Raw genomic sequence first — 16989 nt, forward strand, 5'->3', positions numbered from 1 at the left:
CAGCAACGGGCCCGCCTACGCGGCGAAAGGTCCGTACACTTGGGGGCTGTACCAATTCACCGCTCAAGTTCACTGCTCAAGGAGTTGAACGAATCATGGCTGACATCATGCACATCTTCGCGCGCGAGATCCTGGATTCCCGTGGCAATCCGACCGTCGAGGTAGAGGCATTGCTTTCCGACGGTTCCGTGGGCGAGGCCGCAGTTCCTTCCGGCGCGTCCACCGGCGAGCACGAGGCGCACGAGCTTCGCGACGGTGACGAGCGCTACGGCGGCAAGGGCGTGCGCAAGGCTGTGGAAAACGTCAACGAGCAGATCGCGGACGCGTTGATTGCTGTGGAGGCAGATGACCAGCGGGTCGTCGATAAGCTTATGTGCGACCTTGACGGCACCCCGAACAAGAAGAACCTGGGCGCGAACGCGATCTTGGGTGTGTCTATGGCCGTGGCGAAGGCCGCTGCGGACGCGGCCGAGCTGCCGCTGTTCCGCTACATCGGCGGCCCGAACGCGCACCTTCTGCCGGTGCCGATGATGAACATCCTCAACGGTGGCGCGCACGCAGACTCTGGCGTGGACGTACAAGAGTTCATGATCGCCCCGATCGGCGCGGAGACCTTCTCCGAGGCACTGCGGATGGGTACCGAGGTGTACCACGCGCTGAAGAGCGTGATTAAGTCCAAGGGCCTGTCCACCGGCCTGGGCGACGAGGGCGGTTTTGCGCCGTCGGTTGACTCCACGAAGGCAGCCCTCGACCTCATCGTCGAGGCAATTGAGAAGGCGGGTTACACCGCGGGCGACGAGATTGCGCTTGCCCTCGATGTCGCATCGAGCGAGTTCTTCGAAAACGGCACCTACAACTTCGAGGGTGGCCAGCACTCCGCTGAGGAGATGGCGCAGGTCTACGCGGATCTGGTGGAGCAGTACCCGATCGTGTCCATCGAGGATCCGCTGGACGAGAACGACTGGGACGGCTACGTCAAGCTCACCGAGGCCATCGGCGACAAGGTGCAGATCGTCGGCGACGACTTCTTTGTCACCAACCCGGAGCGCCTTGCCAAGGGCATTGAGATGGGGGCCGCCAACGCGCTGTTGGTGAAGGTGAACCAGATCGGTACTCTCACCGAAACCTTCGACGCGGTGGATCTTGCCCACCGCAATGGCTACCGCACCATGATGTCGCACCGTTCCGGTGAGACCGAGGACACAACGATTGCCGACCTCGCCGTCGCCCTCGGCTGCGGCCAAATCAAGACCGGTGCCCCGGCGCGTTCGGAGCGTGTGGCGAAGTACAACCAACTGCTGCGCATCGAGCAGATTCTTGGCGACGCTGCCGTATACGCCGGCCGTGACGCTTTCCCGCGTTTCAAAAAGTAACGCGCCTTAGTTACATCCCACCCCTCCGGCAAAGGTTCGCCGGAGGGGTGGGATTGTCCTCGCGCACACCACTTGGGCGGGATAGAATCCGATCCGTGAATTCGAATGCGTCGATCCCGCTCCGCTATGCAACGCCCGAGACTGGCCCTACACTTGGAAACATGTTTAATCTGACGGTGGATTACGTCGCTGAACGCACTGATCACGCAAGCTTCGACCGGGGCCAGAAGATCGACCCCGAGCGCGTGGACATCACGGAGCGCAGCGAGTCCCGAGTCGCCGCAACCGTCACCGCCCCGCACGAATATCACGTCATACTCGACCTTCACGGCACAGACGTAGTTGCGGAGTGTACCTGCACCATTCAGCACGAGTGGTGCCGTCACGCCGTGGCCACCGCGCTAAAGCTGGTTAACCAGCAGGGCGAGATTTTCAGCGAGAAAACGCGCGAGCGCGAAGCCCACAACGCCGTCACCCACGATCCGCTGGATGAGTTCATCGCGAATATCAGCCACGACGAGCTGGTAGAGGTCGTGCGAGACCTGCGAGTGGCCCAGCCCCGCATTGATCTAGCGCTTGAACTGGCGGCTGCACTGCACGGTGGCGGAGAGGAGGCTGTTGCTCAGCGTCTTACGCAGCGCGTGACTCGCCTGTCTCGCAAGAACCCCGGCTGGTCTGCGCGCCTGACCGCTGAGGTGGCGCAAGAATGGTTTGAGCTGCTTGACGTGTGCGCCGTCGGCATCGACCGGGGTTGGGGCGCGCAGCTGGTTGTGCCGCTTGAGGATGCAACGCAGGGCATCGGCGAGATGCTTTTGCGCACTGACGACGCATACGGGGTACTCGCTGATGCGTACCGCACGGCGATCCTGTTGCACCTCGCGGCGTACCGCCAAGCTCCTCCGACTCCGCCCGAGGTCGTGGAGTGGATTTCCTCACTGGTGTTTGAGGAGTCTGGTTTCGGCGAGCCGGACCTGGAAGATTACGGCGAGTGGCTGGACGTTGAGGCTATCGACGAGCTGGAGCACCGCGTAGAGAAGCAGGACGGTGGCGGCCGCTACGACGACTCACTGGAGTACCTGCGCGAGGGCATCGCCCGCCTGCGTGGCGACGACACTGCGCTGGAGCAGATGCTCACCGGTGATGAGTTGCTCGAGTTCTACGAGCAGCGGAACCGTGAGGACGACGCACGCCTGCTGTTGACCGAAGCGGCGACCGAGCGCGTGTCGAAGAAACGCCTGGGTTTGGGTGGCACCGGTGTGTCCATGGAGGCTCTGACTAGCCGTCTGGACCGCTACTGGGGCCCGGGAACGTTGTTGAAATACCGCCACGCATTCGCCAAATCCCACCCGGGGCGTGGCTTCCGCGAGCTTCTTGCCACTGACGGCGTAACGCCGGAGATTACTCACGATGTCATCGGGTCGGCTCCGAGTTGGCTGCGTGCCAACCTGCAGCTCATGCACGCGATTCACTTCGACGACTTCGACTTGGGCTACCAGGTAGCCAAGGAGCACCCGCGTAAGGACGAGCTCGATCCTGAACTTATTTCCGAGATGGGTACCGTCATCGGTGTGAACGTGGATCGTGCGAAGGGTACGGAGCTCATGTTCCGCCTGGTGGAGCACTTTGCTGAGGCTGGCGATTTGCCTTCGTACAAGCGCATGGAGTCCGAGCTGCGCGACATCCGCAAGTTCGTCACTGACGACGCGGCGGCGCTCGAACGATACGAGGAGCTTGTGCGCGATTTGCGCGAGCGGTACTCGAACCGCGCCGCGGTCCGCGAGATCATCGATCGCGTGTAACTTCCGGGCTACACTCTCCCCATGGCCCCACGGGAATCACGCGACACTAAAAACACACGCGCCGTACGAGGAACGTCGCGGCGCGTGTTTTCGCGCCCCGGAAAGCGTCCTAAGACCGTTCCTGTAGCGAGCCGTGACGCCGAACGCGCCGCCGGCGCGAAGACCTCCCCTGCAAAGGGGATCACGTTCCCGAAGCAGGACCTGCGCAGCGTGCTCATCCTGCTCGCCGTGGTGTTGCTGGTGTTGTTCGCCATCGCGGCGCCGCTTCGCAACTACTACGAGGGTCGAGCGGAAATCGCCCGTGCCCAGGACGCCATCGCCCACCTCGAAGCCCAGAAACAGGACCTCGAGGAAGACATCGCGATGTACGACAACGAGGAATTTATCAAACAGGAGGCCCGCCGCCGCCTGGGTGCAGTGGAGGAGGGCGAGGCGGTGTGGCGCATCGTCGACCCGCGCATGACGGCTGGTGAATCCATTACTACAAGCCGCGACGATATCGTGGACGAGCGCGCGGTGACCGAGGTGCTGTGGGATGCACTGCGAGAGGTTCCGGAGTCACCACAGGAAGCCCCCGACGCGCCGGTTGAACCGCCCACCGAGCCCCCTGCACCTGAAGCGCCCGAGGCACCGGGCGAGCAGCCTACTCCGCTGCCCGCCGATCAGCCCGCGGACGGGGAGGCTCAGCCCGCCCCGTAGCTTGAGCGTGGAACAATGGCTGGCATGCAACCGGATGAACACACCTTGGCCATCGTGGCGGAGCAGCTTGGCCGTGCACCCCGCGGCGTGCTGGATATCGCCTACACCACCCCTGACGGGCAGCCGGCGGTAGTAAAAACCGCGCCGCGTCTCGACGACGGCACGCCGTTTCCCACGCTGTATTACCTCACGGAACCGCGTCTTACCGCTGAGTCGTCCCGCCTTGAAGTGGCGCAGGTAATGAAGTGGATGGAAGCTCGCCTCAGTGCCGATACTCCGGAGGGTGAGCGCCTGCGCGCAGACTATCTCGCCGCGCACGAGCACTACCTGGCTAAGCGGAACGCGATCGAAGACTTGGGCACCGATTTCTCCGGCGGCGGTATGCCCGAGCGTGTGAAGTGCCTCCACGTGCTCATCGCCTACGCACTGGCGGAAGGTCCTGGCCGCGTGCGCTTCGGCGACGAGGCAGTCGCGCTCGCAGCTGAGCACGGCAACCTGTGCGGCACCGCCATCCCCGCAGACTGGCCTACGCTGACCGATCTGGGCATCGCGCTCGAGGAGGCGGGGGAGGGGCTGAAGTGACCCCCAATACTTCGCAGCGCGTTGCTGCAGTAGATTGCGGCACGAACTCGATCCGCTTGCTCATCCACGACGCGGAAACCGGAGAAGTCGCTCGGGAAAACACCATCGTGCGTCTTGGCCAGGGCGTGGATGAAACCGGCGCTTTCCATCCCGACGCCATCGCGCGCACCCAGGAGGCGCTCGCAGCGTACGTTGAGCAGATGGGGCAGGAGCGAGTCACGCGTGTGCGCATGGTCGCCACTTCGGCCACCCGCGACGCATCGAACCGCGAGGTGTTCTTTGACATGACGCGTGACCTCCTCGGCAAAATCCAGCCGGGGGCGGTCGCGGAGGTGATTTCCGGCGAGGAGGAAGCATCGCTTTCCTTCGCGGGCGCAACCGCGGACATGGACGCTGCGCGCGGGCCGTTTTGCGTCATCGACCTTGGCGGTGGCTCCACCGAATTCGTCATGGAAACCTCGGACGGAATCAGCGCCGTATCGACGCAGATGGGCTGCGTCCGCGTTACCGAACGCTTCATGCATACCGATCCGCCTACCGAAGCGGAGACGCTTCAAGCGCGAGCATTTATCGACGATCGCCTAGCCGAGGCCGCCGAGCGCGTCCCCCTCGCGGAGGCCAACACATTCGTCGGGTGTGCAGGTACGTTCACTACGCTTTCTGCGCTCGCGCAAAACCTCGATGCGTACGATCCGGAACAAATCCACATGTCGGAAATCTCGTTTGACCGCATGCGCGAGGTCACTCAGGCGCTGCGAGCCGCCACATCGGCCCAGCGTGCGGAAAACCCCGTGGTGCACCCGGGGCGAGCGGACGTGATTGCCGCTGGCTCAACTGTGGTGGAGCAGATGATGCTCGCCTTCGAGCGCGAGGCGGCTGCGTCGGCTTTTGTGATCAGCGAGAAGGACATCCTGGACGGTATCGTCGCAAAGCTTCTGCGACCCTAGCGGCCTAATCCTCGTCCGGCTCCAAAATCTGATCCTCGAGCTCCGCGCGCTTTTTGCCCCGCAGCTTGCCCTTGTTGAGGTCCTTGACCTCGCGCATGCGCGGCTCCGGATCGATCTTGTTCGCCAGCGCCTTACGCGCGGAACCGGTGACCTGCTTCGTCACGGGGGAGTTGATCACCGTCTGAGTTGCGTTCACGATCTGGTGGTAGCGCTTGCGGCCAGCCTTGGTACCGAAGACGTAGCCGGCGGCGGCTCCGATGACGAATTGATACATAGGCCCAGCCTACATACCCGCCCGCCGCGGGGAGGGGAGGACAGTATGTGAGGCGCGACGGCTCACCCGATATAGTGCTTAGAGCGCACAACGATTGCGAAGGGGCTATAGCTCAGTCGGTTAGAGCTACGGACTCATAATCCGTTGGTCGCGGGTTCGAGCCCCGCTGGCCCCACCAGATTTTTGCCACCCCGTGACGCCGGGAAGAGCGACGGGGTCACGGGTGCGATCTTGGTAGTGAGTAGAAGGCGGTTTCCTCGAAAGTCCGAGCAAGTCCCAGAAGGTCCGAGAAACCGCAAGCAGTGCGTTCCCCCAACGCACACGCGCAAGCGCCCCGCTTCGAGAAAGAAGCGGGGCGCTGGGTATTGCTCCTCCAACTGGGCTCGAACCAGTGACCCTTCGATTAACAGTCGAATGCTCTGCCAACTGAGCTATGGAGGAATATTTAGTTCGTTGCGCTGTGCAACGATGTGTAACTCTAGCGCGCGGGGTGCACAATCCCAAAATCGCCAGCTAGTCGCGCAAAAATGGAGTGTGAAGGGCGTCGATCAACGGGGGTTTCCAAGACGCGTTCGAAAAAGGCTCGCGCTCATATCGGCGTGGTGGTTAGGGTAGAGACATGAGAAAACCACTGCTTGCCGCGACCGTTGCAGCAGCTGTCGCCGCCACCACCGTCACTGCCCCTTCTGCACTCGCCCAGGACGGAACGGAGGATGCCTCCTCGTTGTCCTCGGAGTTGTCTTCGGCGTCGTCCTCGTCTGAGGATGGAGAAGGGCTAAGTCCGGGCGCTATCGCAGGGATCACTCTTGGCGTGCTCGCTGCGGTGGGTGCCGGGGGAGCATTCGCGGTGCAGCAGGGCTGGGTCAAGCTGCCGCCGCAGGTCGCAGACGCTGCCCGCAAATTCGGCATACCCGTGGGGCCTAGCCCCGCACAGAAGCCAGCGCCGCGCCCGGCAGGCAACCAGAAGCGTGGGTCGTGCGACGCGGCGCAGTTCGATCGCCTCGTTCCGGGCTGGCCGAATTTCACGGGCACGGTGGTGAACTACTGCGACGGGCAGTGGGCGGTTGCCTCCGCCAACCAGACGGATTGGTTCGTGCGCTTCCGCTTCGTCGGCGACCGCTGGACCGTGGTGCCCACCGACGGTGTGAAGCTCACCGGCATGAGGCAGGGCTGCTACAACGGCATCAAGTTGCGCAACCAGGGCGCGCCGGAGGAGTTCATGCGACGCACCCCGATCTGCACTCCGGCAGAGATCGGGGCTCGGGCTTAGATACAACACACTCGGCGCAAACCTAAAGCAAGAAAAAGGGCCTGGGAAGCAACTCACGGTGAGGTGCTTCCCAGGCCTTTTTTGCGGGCCAGATTAAAGCTCGTAGGTCATCGGGGAGCCCGGGCCGAGCGGGATGCCCAGGAAGTACCACAGCAGGAAGAAGGCAAACCAGCCGAGCAGGATGGTGAAGAAGTACGGAAGTGCCATTGACATCAGCGTGCCCACACCGGCCTTCTTGTAGTACTTCTGCATGAACGTCAGCGTCATGGCGAAGTACGGCGACATCGGGGTGACAATCGAGGAAGCGGAGTCGCCGATGCGGAAGAGCATCTGGGTGACTTCGGGCGAGACGCCGATGAGCATCATCATCGGCACCACCACAGGCGCCATGAGCGCCCACTGGGCGGAGCCAGACGTGATGAACAGGTTCACCAGCGCCACCATTACGACGAAGCCGAAGAACAGCGCGACCTCGGGCAGATCCCAACGCTGCAAGAGCTCCGCGCCTTTAATGGCGGTCCAGCTGCCCAGGTTCGACCAGTCGAACCACGCGAGGAATTGAGCGACTACGAAAAACAGCACGAGGATAGGTACCAGGGTGGTCAGGCCCTTTGTCATGAACTGCGGGACGTCCGCCCAGTCGGTGATGGACTTCGTGACCAAGCCGTAGACAGCGCCGACGAGGAAGAACATGATGGCAATCGGCACCGCGATGGAGCGGATGAGCGGCGACTCCATGAAGCCTTCCTCCGGTCGCGCAAACGGGGAAGCTGGGACGAACAACAACATGAAGTAGACCACGAAGAAGGCGAGCAGCGCGACGCCGGACCACTTCAGGCCCTTCATCTCGATCGGGTCGAGGTCCAGATCGGCATCGCCTGAATTGCCCTCGGATTCGCGCGAGTCATCGCGGTTGCGCTCATCGGCGCCGTCGGCCTCATCCGCGTCGTTGTCCCCGTTGTTTTCGTCGTCGTTGTCCTCGTCGTTGTCCTCGTCGTCGCCACCCGTGGCGGCCTCGATGTCCAGCGCTTCCTCGTTGATCTCCTCTGGGTCGAGCTCGTACTGCTCACGCTTCTCCACGTAGAACTCGGTGATTGCGGTGATCAAGATGGCCAGCACGATCCCCGACGGGATAACGAAGAAGATGTTCGCCAGAGGGGAGACGAAGTAGTCCGGGTCCACAATCTGCGCACCGCTGGTGGAAATGCCCGCGAGGAGCAGGTCGGTGATGTTCAAGATCAGCGACGCGTTGAAGCCACCGGCTGCGGCGGCGAAGCCGACCATGGTACCCACGAGCGGGGAGCGGCCCACCGCGTGGAAGGCCATGGCGCCGAGCGGGACGATGATGACAAAGATCGCGTCGGAAGCAATGGAGCCGGTCACGCCAGCAAGCGCCACCATGAAGGTGAGCATCCGTGGGCCCACCTTCGCCACCATCGCGCGAATCATGGCGGACAGCAGCCCGGAGTGCTCCGCCACTGCGACGCCGAGCATCACCGTGACAATCACGCCCAGCGGCGGGAAAGCGATGAAGTTGTCCACCGCGTCGGTGACCATCCGCGAGATGTTCTCGGCGGTGAGCAGCGACTCCACCTCAACAACCTCACCGGTGCCGGGGTTTTCGGCCCGCATTCCGGCGCGTGCCCCAAGCCAAGACGCCAGGGCGGTAATGCCCGCGAGGATGACGAACAGCCAAAACGGGTCGGGCAGCTTGTTGCCTACGCGCTCGATCCAGCCGAGGACGCCGCCTTTGTTGTTGCGCTTGGAGTCGTCGTCGCGCTTTTCGGGGCTTTTGCTTGTCGACGTCCTCCCGGTATCTTCCCTTACCTTCTTGCCGTCACCTGGTCGGATTGTGAACGATTCGGCCATGCTGTTGCTCCTCGGGTTGGTTAGAAAACAGTGTGAGCTTACCTGTCGGGCCGAAGAAATTTTGCTCTTCCGCATATTTGCGGCCCGTTGGGTGGATGAGTGGACGGGTGTAGGAAAGTAATGCACACTGAGAGGAAACAAAGAGAAAACTGATAATGGGGGGTTTTGATGCGGAGCAATCGTCGAAAAGCAATGTGTGCTCTTGCGTGCACTGCTGCACTGACACTCGGCGCGTGCGGGAGCGAAACAGTCGAGCCGGTAGCGGAGTCCGAAGTTGAGGCGGGCGCACCACTGCCCGTAATCCCCGTTGTCCCGTTGGCGGACGAAAACTTCCGGCCGGCTGCGCCGGAGGGCAGCGACCCGGCAACGGGTTTCGAATTTGCCAGCGGAGTGCTGCCGTTTGCGCAGTACGACCCGCTGGGGTTCGATGCCGCGCTGTTCGACCCGCAACTGGAAATCACCCCGGAGGAGTATCAGGCGGCGGGGCTGCCGGTGCCCCAGGAGCGCACGCCCGAGATCGAGGCGATTATGGATGGCGCACGGATTGCGACCATCTTCTTCGAGGATCAATTGAATTTCGCGCTACAAATCGGCACGATGGCGATGTCGCGGGAAGTGTACGAGACGATTTGGGGCGCGCTACCCGAGCACCGATCGGAGGTGCTGCCCTCGGCGTATGCCGTGGCCAAGAGTGAGGGCGAGTGCACCGCTTACGTCGACACGGCCCGGGGCACGTTGTTCGCCGGGGTGATCGAACTGACCGGCGACTTGGGCCAAGCGGGGTTGTGCGACCGTGCTTTCGGCGTCCTGGAGCGGCTCTATCTTGCGCACCCCGCCAACTAGTTCCCGCTAAGATCCGCAAAGGTGAGCACACCACGCGGCGACAACCAGCCACCCCAGCGACCCGCTAAGGCCGAAAGCGAGCGAGCGCGATCCGAGACCCGCTCCAGCGCCAGCGCGCGGCCGAAGCGCGCCGGAACGCCTCAGGTGCCGCGTCCCACGGTGTTCCGCCCGGGGCGTGGGTGCGTGCTGGGAGGAGCAATCGCCGCGGTGCTGGCGCTCTTGCTGCTCGTCTTCTTGCTCATGCGCCCGGCGCTGGTGAGCCAGGGCGAGCGCACCATCGACTCGACCACGCTGGGCTCGAGCTTCGGCGACATCGCGGAACTGGCCACGGAGGAGTTCGTGTTTTCCGAGGTGGGCAAGTTTGACGACGAAGGCTTGCGCCTGCTCGGCGCGCGTGTGCCGTTTACCGACAAGAACTTCCTCGTCAGCTACGAGGGCCGGGTGACCGCAGGCATAAAGGACACAGGCCGAATCGGCGTGGACGTCGACGAAGAGGCCGGTGCGATCACTGTGCGCGTGCCCCAGGTGGAGGTGCTCGAGACGCACGTGGACGCGGAGTCGGCGCAGGTGTGGGACCAGACAATGAACCCGCTGAACCAGCTGAAGGTTTCGGATGTCACGGAGTTCATCTCCAGCCGCGAGGACGCCGCCGAGCAGAAGGCCATCGATCACGGCCTTCTGGACCGGGCGCGCAGCCAGGCTGAGCAGCTCATGGTCAACCACGCCAAAGCGCTCACGTCGGGCACCGCAATGCAGGATTACAACGTAGATGTGGAGTGGATACAGTGACACAGATCAACCTGGAGGAGATCCTCGGCGAGTGGCCGGTGGACAATGTTTCGGCGGGGCTTACCGGCCTCACTGGCAAGGTGGAAACCACCTTTGGCGACGAGGACCGGGTGTACGAGCTGGCCAGCGTGACGAAGCTGCTGTCGGCCTACGCGGTGCTCGTGGCGGTGGAAGAGGGCGCGTTCGAGCTGGATAGCGCGTGTGGGCCCGAAGGGTCCACCGTGCGGCACATGCTCGCCCACGCCTCCGGCGTCGGGTTCGACTCCCGCGAGCCGCAGAAGGCGCCGGGGGAGCGGCGCATTTACTCCTCCGCGGGCTACGAGTGGTTGGCCGATTACGTGGAGGAGACCACCGGCATCGCGTTCGCCGACTACGCCCGCGAGGCGGTGTTCGAGCCGCTGGGCATGGAGACGGCTGAGATCTATGGCTCGGCGGGTCACGGCGGCAGGGCGTCGTTAAGCGATTTGCTCCTCTTCGCCCGCGAGCTCGCAAACCCGCGCTTGCTTGCCGACGTCACCGTGGGCGAGGCGTTCACCAACCAATTCGGCGACCTGCGCGGCGTGGTGCCCGGCTACGGCATGCAAAAACCCTGCCCGTGGGGCCTCGGCTTTGAAATCAAGGGAGAGAAATCCCCGCACTGGACCGGCGACGGCATGCCGGAAGACACCGTCGGGCACTTCGGCATGGCCGGCACCTACCTCTGGCTCGCCGACGGGCAGGCGATGGTGGCGCTTACGGACCGGGAGTTTGGAGACTGGGCGAAGCCGCTGTGGCAGGAGACGAACACGGCGATCTGGTCGCAGCTTTCCTAACCCCCGCGTGTCCCTCTTACGTGGGTGGGTAGCCTGGCGCGGGTGGAAATCTCTGAAAATGTAGGCAACCTGTACTTCGTCCTCGAATACACCGGCGTGGCGCTTGCCGCCCTGGTGGGCGGCACCGTGGCGAAACGCATGAATTTCGACGTGGTGGGCTTTGCGTTCATCGCGCTCATTTCGTCCCTGTCCGGCGGCCTGATCCGCGACGCGCTGCTCAACGCAGGTCCTGCGCTCGCGCTGCAAAACCCCGGCTACCTCATCACCGCAACGGTGGCCGCCGCCGTGGCATTCTTTGTCCCCCTGCATGGTGTGCTGTGGGACAACTTCCGCTTCTACGCGGACGTAGTGACCATTGGCGTGTGGGCCGTCGGCGGCACACTGCGTGCGGTGGAAAACGACATGTCGTGGCCGGCTGCAATCCTGCTCGCTGTGATCACCTCCGTCGGCGGCACGCTTGTGCGCGATGTCGTGTTGCGCCGCGTGCCGGGGCTGTTCACCGAGCAGAAGATGTACGTCTTCCCGGCAATCTTGGCGTCCATCATGATGCTCAGCTTCAACCACTTCGGCCTGGTGTGGCAGGGCATGCTCGCATCGGCAGCTGCTGCCCCGGTCGCTTCGATGCTGGTGTACTGGCGCAGCTCGCGGCCGAAGCAGGACGAAGAGCACCCGGAGAAGCCGCTGGAGGAAAGGCTCGGGGAGGCGCTCGGCGTTAGCACGGACGAGGTGGAGCAGGCCCTCGAGGAGACCACGGACGAACAGCTTCTCGACGCGCTGCGAGGCCTACTCACCTACGAGGTACGCCACCGTGCCGAATCGAAGAGCTAACCGGTCTCGCTGCCAACGGGCGGGCGCGTCGGGCGAGCGCTTACGATTTCCGGCATGTACTTCGACGACTTGGTCAACGCTGTCGGTTTCACGTTCGCCGTGCTCGACCTGTTGGGTGTGTTCCTCAACGCGCTGATGGGTGGGTTGGTGGCGCGCAGGATGAAGTTCGACGCGGTGGGGTTCGTACTGCTTGCCATCATCTCCGGAATGGCCGGCGGCATGATGCGCGACGCGCTGCTCGGCGAAACCCCCGCCACCGCCCTGCAGAACCCCTGGTACATCGGCACCGCGCTCGTCGGCGCCCTCGTTGCGTTCTTCATCCCGCTCGCCGGTGTGGCGTGGGAGCTGTTCCGCTTCCACGGCGACATGATCATCGTGGGCGTATGGGCTGTCACCGGCACCGTGACGGCGATCGGGGCGGACGCGAGCTGGTTTGGTTGCGTGCTCATGGGCGTACTCACCGCCACCGGCGGGATGGTCATCCGCGAAGTGCTCATCGGACAGGTGCCGAAGATTCTGGTGGACCAGCAGTTTTACGTGGTGCCGGCGGTAGCTGCGTCGATAAGCGTGCAACTCTTCTACGCCCAGGGGGCTGAATCCGTGGGCCTTGTGGTCTCCGCGCTCGTGGGCTTTGCGCTCGGCACGGCGGCATATTGGGCGGGGTGGTACGTGCCGGGGGCGGATAGCTTCACGCGTATCGACGAGTTCTTTGCCGGTGTTAAGCGCCAACTCGCCGACGCAGCACCGCGCGGCCTGAAGCGCTGGGGCGAACGCCACGAGCAGAAGTGGGACTCGGATCCCGTCTCCCCGCGTAAGGCCGCCCCCACGCGCGGGGACGTTGTAGGCGAGCTCGACGAGGTGGCTGGGGACGGCGTAGCCACTCAGGATGAGTTTCTAGAGGCGCTCTATCGCGCGTATGTGGATTCGACTGGCAGCTCCACCGGGGACTCCAACGGGCGTGGCGTGCAGTAGGTTGCTGGGTATGGAAAAACCGAAGTTCCGCAAGACCGTGGTGAAACCCGGCACCGATGCAAAGGCCGATCAAACCGTCGAGACCGGGGCAGTAGACATGGCGACAGAGGAAAGCGACGACGGCGCCACGCAGGTGCACGTCAACGTCGAAGAGGAACCTAGGCGTGGGCGGATCGCCTCCTGGATCGTCACCGGTATGGGCGCGATTTCAGCGCTCGCGGCGGCCGCGGCCACCGCGTCCGTGGGCCTGAACAGCGCGAATACCTCGAACGCACTGGAGGACCTTGCCAGTAACAGCGAAGAGCAGGCGCAGATGCAGCTCAACCTGGCACACCAGGAGCAGGTGCTTCCGGTTCGCCTGACTGCCGAAAAGGTCGATGTCGAGGCACCTGAGGGCTTCGAGGTAATCGAGGTCACGGTGGCAAACCCGGGCGAGGCGATGCTCATGGGCGCACGCATTCAGCTGCCCGGGGATGCCGTTGCGCTGGATGGCACTGGTGGCGAAGACCTCGTGCGCACCAACGTGATCAACGCGGACGTGGTGGTCGACGAATTCGTGGCGCGTGCGTTCGTTCCATCAGGTGCCGACGCGGACGACAGCATCGCCGCCGGATTCACTACCTCGTGGGACCCGCGCGAGCGATGGGTGATCGCGCCTTTGACGGCGCCGACGCTGACGTCGTGTGTCTACGGCGGCGACGTGGCGGCCGGCGGCGGGGACAACGGAGGCACCGAAGAAGCCAGCGGCCAGGAAGTCAGCGGCCAGGAAGTCAAGGTCGGCGATGTCAGCGATATCGGCGAGCGCATGTGGGTGGGCTGCGACGCGGTGTACGACGACGCCTTCGGTGAAGGCGGTCTCGCCGGTCTGGCCGACCTCGACGATATGGGCGACATGGGCGACATCGCGGACGCCGCGAAACAGCTTGGCACGGAAGACGAGGAGCCGGTGACTCGTTCCCGCTACTCCGGCAGCGTGATTGAGATGCAGCCGCCGAAGACGGAGCCGTTGAACGACGAGGACGCGGAGAAGTTCCGCCCGTTCATCGAGTCACTTCAGCTGTAACGTGCCATGCTTGTCTTGATTGCGCTTGCGGTGGGCGGGATCATCCCAATCCAAACTGCCGCGAACTCCCGGCTACGTTATAGCGTGGGCAACCGCCCAATCCTGCCCGCCCTCATTTCGTTTTCCACCGCGCTTGCCTGCGCCACCCTGGCGACGGTGCTGTTTAAGGGCAACCCGTTGCCGCAGTTCGCCCCGGAAGGGCAGGCCACGTGGTGGGTTTGGCTCGGGGGATTTTTCGGCGTCTGTTTCGTTATCGGCAATATCGTGTTGTTCCCCAAGCTCGGTGCGGTGCAGACGGTGGTGCTGCCCATTTTGGGGCAGGTGGTGATGGGACTTGCCACCGATCAATTCGGCCTGTTCAACTCGCCGCAGCTCGAAGTAACGCTGCCGCGTGTACTTGGCGCGCTTGTGGTGTTGGCGGGCATTGCGTTCGTGCTGGTAACTAGCCGTGGAGGGGTCTCCGGTGGTACGGCGGACGGGCCTGAAGTGTGGCTCTACCGTCTTCTCGGGGTGGCCATCGGCGCGGGCTCGGCTGCCCAAACCGCGGTGAACGGGTACCTCGGCACCATAGCGGGGTCCTCGCTGCACGCATCCGTGATCAACCTGTTCGTCGGTTCGCTTCTGTTATTGATCGCCGCCGCGATCACCAGCCCGAAGCAATTGGTCACGCGTCCCACGCCTGGGCCGTGGTGGATGTGGCTCGGCGGCGTTGTGGGCGCGATCTACGTTGCGGCTGGCGCCACGATCTCCCCGCGGATTGGCACGGCAACCACAGTCATCGCGTTCAACGCCGGCACGATCGTCGGCGGGCAGATCATGGAATCCTTCGGCGCGTTTGGTGCGAAGAAGAACCCGTTGACGCTGCCGCGGATCATCGGGCTCGCGCTCATCTTCGCAGGCGTGCTTATGGTGCGCCTGCTCTAACTCTCAACCCGCACTCGAATGAACAGGGGGATCAAGTGTTGGTTGAGGGTTGCCTGCTGCGACGGGTGTGACGCAAGATCGGCATCGAGTCGCACGAGTTACATGAGGCCGTTGGGGAAGACGAACCTCTCGTCTCGCGCTCCGCCGCACAGAACCCGCCTACGTCTAGTCAACGTGGGCGGGCCCGCCTAGTCACCGGGGATCACAGCGGCGAAAGCGCGCCGCCCGCCAAGGAAGGTCCCCGATCAATGACACTCACACTTGCCGCACCCGCCGAAACGCTCACGTGGACGCTGCGTATCGAATCGATGCCAGCGCGGGTCCGCGGAGACGCCGAAAAGCTATTGCTCCTCCTGCCTCCCGCGCAGGAGTACGGCGATGTCTGGTTCACGCGTTGGCGCCGCGCCCCGGATCGCACGTACGGGTGCCGCGAAACCCTGCGGGGTACATACTCCGAGGTGGGTACCTTCGCGGAGGAGTTGGAGCGGCTCTCGCGTACCCATAACTTCGTGGCACAGATCTCGGCGCGTACCTACAGTGGGCTGCATGAGTAACCCATACCGCGTACAAAACCCGAAAACGAACGAAATCGTCGAGACCTTCGACTACATTAGCGATGACGCGTTAGAAGAAGCGCTTTCCACCGCCGACGAGGCATTCGCGCAGTGGCGCGAGAAGTCCTTCGAGGAGCGCGCTGAGGTGCTGCACAAGATTGCGCAGCTTTTCGACGAGCGCCGCGACGACCTCACCAAGATCATCGCCGAGGAGATGGGTAAGTCCATCGCCGAAGGCGACGGCGAGGTGGACGACTGCGTAGAGATCTTCAATTACTACGCCGACAACGGCGCTGAATTCGGAGCGGACGAGGAGATCCCGACCAACCAGGGCGGCACCGCGATTATGCGCAAGGTCCCGCTCGGCGTGATCGTGGGCATCATGCCGTGGAACTTCCCGTATTACCAGGTCGCACGCTTCGCGGCACCGGCGATTATGGCGGGCAATGTTGTGATGGTGAAGCACGCGGAGATCTGCCCGCGCTCCTCGCAGGCCATCCAGGACATCTTCGAAGCAGCCGGCGCACCGAAGGGCCTGTTTACCAACATTTATGCTTCCCACAGCCAGATCTCCACGCTGATCGAGGACGACCGAGTGCAGGGCGTTTCCCTCACCGGCTCCGAGCGCGCCGGGCGCGAGATCGCGGGCCAGGCAGGCAAGGCGCTGAAGAAGTGCGTGCTTGAGCTCGGCGGCACCGACGCATACATCGTCCTCGACGCCGACGACGTGAAGGAGGCTGCGAAGACCGCTTGGGACAAGCGCATTGGCAACACCGGCCAGGCGTGCACCTCCAACAAGAAGATCATCGTGATGGAAGACATTTACGACGAGTTCGTCGACGAGCTGGTCTCTCTGGCCGAGAGCTACACCGAGGGTGACCCGCTCAACCCGGGTGAGGGCAACGAGTTTTACCCGCTGTCCTCCCGCGACGCCGCCGAGAAGCTCGTGCAGCAGCTCAAGGTCGCCGTGGACGAGGGTGCGACCCTGCACACGGGCGGCGAAGTCACCGGCGAGGGTGCCTACATCACCCCGGCCGTGATCACCGGCATTCCGGCCGGCACCGACTCCTTCTATGAGGAGTTCTTCGGGCCTGTCGCCGAGGTGTACAAGGCGGGCAGCGAGGATGAGGCCGTCGAGCTGGCCAACGACTCCCGTTACGGCCTTGGCGGCGCCGTGATGTCGACCGACCCGGAGCGTGCGAAGAAGGTCGCAGCCAAGATCGACACCGGCATGATCCACGTGAACATCCCGCAAGCCCGCGGTGCGGAGCTGCCGTTCGGTGGTGTGAAGGCCTCCGGTCTGGGCCGTGAGCTTGGCCCGCTGGGCATGGACGAGTTTGTGAACAAGCAGCGCTTCTACGTCGCTGGGTCCGACTCGAAGGTGTAAGCCC

The 16989-nt window shown here is 63.6% G+C and carries 17 protein-coding genes and 2 tRNA genes; 16 read left to right on the plus strand and 3 right to left on the minus strand.

The genetic code is table 11. From position 1 onward, the window contains the following. Positions 1 to 95 precede the first annotated feature (95 nt). From eno to HWX32_RS02995, 5 genes are all read left to right on the plus strand, one after another. Positions 96 to 1373, plus strand: a complete 1278-nt coding sequence (gene eno / locus HWX32_RS02975) for a phosphopyruvate hydratase (protein WP_175934653.1) — start codon at positions 96 to 98, stop codon at positions 1371 to 1373. Positions 1374 to 1534: 161 nt separating this feature from the next. Then, positions 1535 to 3172, plus strand: coding sequence for an SWIM zinc finger domain-containing protein (locus HWX32_RS02980; protein ID WP_175934654.1), 1638 nt, complete (start codon positions 1535 to 1537; stop codon positions 3170 to 3172). Between the two features lie 84 nt (positions 3173 to 3256). After that, complete coding sequence (locus HWX32_RS02985) at positions 3257 to 3871, plus strand: septum formation initiator family protein (RefSeq protein WP_254868242.1); 615 nt, start codon at positions 3257 to 3259, stop codon at positions 3869 to 3871. A 24-nt stretch (positions 3872 to 3895) separates the two neighbouring features. Next, positions 3896 to 4453, plus strand: a complete 558-nt coding sequence (locus HWX32_RS02990; RefSeq protein ID WP_175934656.1) for a DUF501 domain-containing protein — start codon at positions 3896 to 3898, stop codon at positions 4451 to 4453. Then, positions 4450 to 5400: a Ppx/GppA phosphatase family protein gene (locus tag HWX32_RS02995; protein ID WP_175934657.1), complete on the plus strand. Its 951-nt coding sequence runs from the start codon at positions 4450 to 4452 to the stop codon at positions 5398 to 5400. Before HWX32_RS02990 ends, HWX32_RS02995 begins: the two co-directional genes overlap by 4 nt. Before the next feature lie 4 nt (positions 5401 to 5404). Here HWX32_RS02995 and HWX32_RS03000 read toward each other — a convergent pair whose 3' ends face one another. Continuing rightward, on the minus strand, positions 5405 to 5674 hold the full coding sequence (locus HWX32_RS03000) for a hypothetical protein (RefSeq protein ID WP_075468827.1): 270 nt from the start codon (positions 5672 to 5674) through the stop codon (positions 5405 to 5407). Between the two features lie 101 nt (positions 5675 to 5775). Between HWX32_RS03000 and HWX32_RS03005 the strand changes: the two genes are divergently transcribed. Continuing rightward, positions 5776 to 5852: transfer RNA gene (locus HWX32_RS03005), tRNA-Ile, on the plus strand. Positions 5853 to 6042: 190 nt separating this feature from the next. Here the strand turns inward: HWX32_RS03005 and HWX32_RS03010 are convergent. After that, a tRNA-Asn gene (locus HWX32_RS03010) sits at positions 6043 to 6115 on the minus strand. A 178-nt stretch (positions 6116 to 6293) separates the two neighbouring features. On the opposite strand from HWX32_RS03010, the gene HWX32_RS03015 reads away from it, so the two are divergent. Then, complete coding sequence (locus tag HWX32_RS03015) at positions 6294 to 6944, plus strand: hypothetical protein (RefSeq protein ID WP_175934658.1); 651 nt, start codon at positions 6294 to 6296, stop codon at positions 6942 to 6944. A 93-nt stretch (positions 6945 to 7037) separates the two neighbouring features. Here the strand turns inward: HWX32_RS03015 and HWX32_RS03020 are convergent, their stop codons facing one another. Beyond that, positions 7038 to 8813, minus strand: a complete 1776-nt coding sequence (locus tag HWX32_RS03020) for an AbgT family transporter (protein ID WP_175934659.1) — start codon at positions 8811 to 8813, stop codon at positions 7038 to 7040. 315 nt (positions 8814 to 9128) lie between these two features. Between HWX32_RS03020 and HWX32_RS03025 the strand changes: the two genes are divergently transcribed. The 9 genes from HWX32_RS03025 (at position 9129) to HWX32_RS03065 (ending at position 16985) form a co-directional block, all read left to right on the plus strand. After that, complete coding sequence (locus HWX32_RS03025; RefSeq protein WP_131820137.1) at positions 9129 to 9656, plus strand: hypothetical protein; 528 nt, start codon at positions 9129 to 9131, stop codon at positions 9654 to 9656. Positions 9657 to 9677: 21 nt separating this feature from the next. Further along, complete coding sequence (locus tag HWX32_RS03030; protein WP_175934660.1) at positions 9678 to 10445, plus strand: DUF4230 domain-containing protein; 768 nt, start codon at positions 9678 to 9680, stop codon at positions 10443 to 10445. 5 nt (positions 10446 to 10450) lie between these two features. Next, complete coding sequence (locus tag HWX32_RS03035) at positions 10451 to 11257, plus strand: serine hydrolase (protein ID WP_175935014.1); 807 nt, start codon at positions 10451 to 10453, stop codon at positions 11255 to 11257. Between the two features lie 42 nt (positions 11258 to 11299). After that, positions 11300 to 12085, plus strand: a complete 786-nt coding sequence (locus HWX32_RS03040; RefSeq protein ID WP_175934661.1) for a trimeric intracellular cation channel family protein — start codon at positions 11300 to 11302, stop codon at positions 12083 to 12085. A gap of 54 nt (positions 12086 to 12139) precedes the next feature. Continuing rightward, the gene (locus HWX32_RS03045; RefSeq protein WP_175934662.1) at positions 12140 to 13057 is read left to right on the plus strand and encodes a trimeric intracellular cation channel family protein; all 918 of its coding nucleotides are present in this window, start codon (positions 12140 to 12142) and stop codon (positions 13055 to 13057) included. A 10-nt stretch (positions 13058 to 13067) separates the two neighbouring features. Further along, positions 13068 to 14120, plus strand: a complete 1053-nt coding sequence (locus tag HWX32_RS03050; protein ID WP_175934663.1) for a hypothetical protein — start codon at positions 13068 to 13070, stop codon at positions 14118 to 14120. Between the two features lie 6 nt (positions 14121 to 14126). Further along, on the plus strand, positions 14127 to 15044 hold the full coding sequence (locus HWX32_RS03055) for a DMT family transporter (protein ID WP_175934664.1): 918 nt from the start codon (positions 14127 to 14129) through the stop codon (positions 15042 to 15044). 248 nt (positions 15045 to 15292) lie between these two features. Then, entirely contained in the window at positions 15293 to 15598 is a 306-nt protein-coding gene (locus tag HWX32_RS03060) for a hypothetical protein (protein ID WP_175934665.1), read from the plus strand. Continuing rightward, the gene (locus HWX32_RS03065) at positions 15591 to 16985 is read left to right on the plus strand and encodes an NAD-dependent succinate-semialdehyde dehydrogenase (RefSeq protein WP_175934666.1); all 1395 of its coding nucleotides are present in this window, start codon (positions 15591 to 15593) and stop codon (positions 16983 to 16985) included. Before HWX32_RS03060 ends, HWX32_RS03065 begins: the two co-directional genes overlap by 8 nt. Positions 16986 to 16989 lie beyond the last annotated feature (4 nt).

This window comes from Corynebacterium sp. Marseille-P4321 (genome assembly GCF_903645305.1).
GTDB lineage: Bacteria > Actinomycetota > Actinomycetes > Mycobacteriales > Mycobacteriaceae > Corynebacterium.

Excerpts from the sequence above, each read along its gene's own strand:
- HWX32_RS03050 (WP_175934663.1), top strand. The coding sequence starts at position 13,068 with ATGGAAAAACCGAAGTTCCGCAAGACCGTGGTGAAACCCGGCACCGAT.
- HWX32_RS03000 (WP_075468827.1), bottom strand. The coding sequence starts at position 5,674 with ATGTATCAATTCGTCATCGGAGCCGCCGCCGGCTACGTCTTCGGTACC.
- HWX32_RS03045 (WP_175934662.1), top strand. The coding sequence starts at position 12,140 with ATGTACTTCGACGACTTGGTCAACGCTGTCGGTTTCACGTTCGCCGTG.
- HWX32_RS03065 (WP_175934666.1), top strand. The coding sequence starts at position 15,591 with ATGAGTAACCCATACCGCGTACAAAACCCGAAAACGAACGAAATCGTC.
- HWX32_RS03055 (WP_175934664.1), top strand. The coding sequence starts at position 14,127 with ATGCTTGTCTTGATTGCGCTTGCGGTGGGCGGGATCATCCCAATCCAA.
- HWX32_RS02980 (WP_175934654.1), top strand. The coding sequence starts at position 1,535 with ATGTTTAATCTGACGGTGGATTACGTCGCTGAACGCACTGATCACGCA.
- HWX32_RS03060 (WP_175934665.1), top strand. The coding sequence starts at position 15,293 with ATGACACTCACACTTGCCGCACCCGCCGAAACGCTCACGTGGACGCTG.
- HWX32_RS03020 (WP_175934659.1), bottom strand. The coding sequence starts at position 8,813 with ATGGCCGAATCGTTCACAATCCGACCAGGTGACGGCAAGAAGGTAAGG.
- HWX32_RS03015 (WP_175934658.1), top strand. The coding sequence starts at position 6,294 with ATGAGAAAACCACTGCTTGCCGCGACCGTTGCAGCAGCTGTCGCCGCC.
- eno (WP_175934653.1), top strand. The coding sequence starts at position 96 with ATGGCTGACATCATGCACATCTTCGCGCGCGAGATCCTGGATTCCCGT.
- HWX32_RS02990 (WP_175934656.1), top strand. The coding sequence starts at position 3,896 with ATGCAACCGGATGAACACACCTTGGCCATCGTGGCGGAGCAGCTTGGC.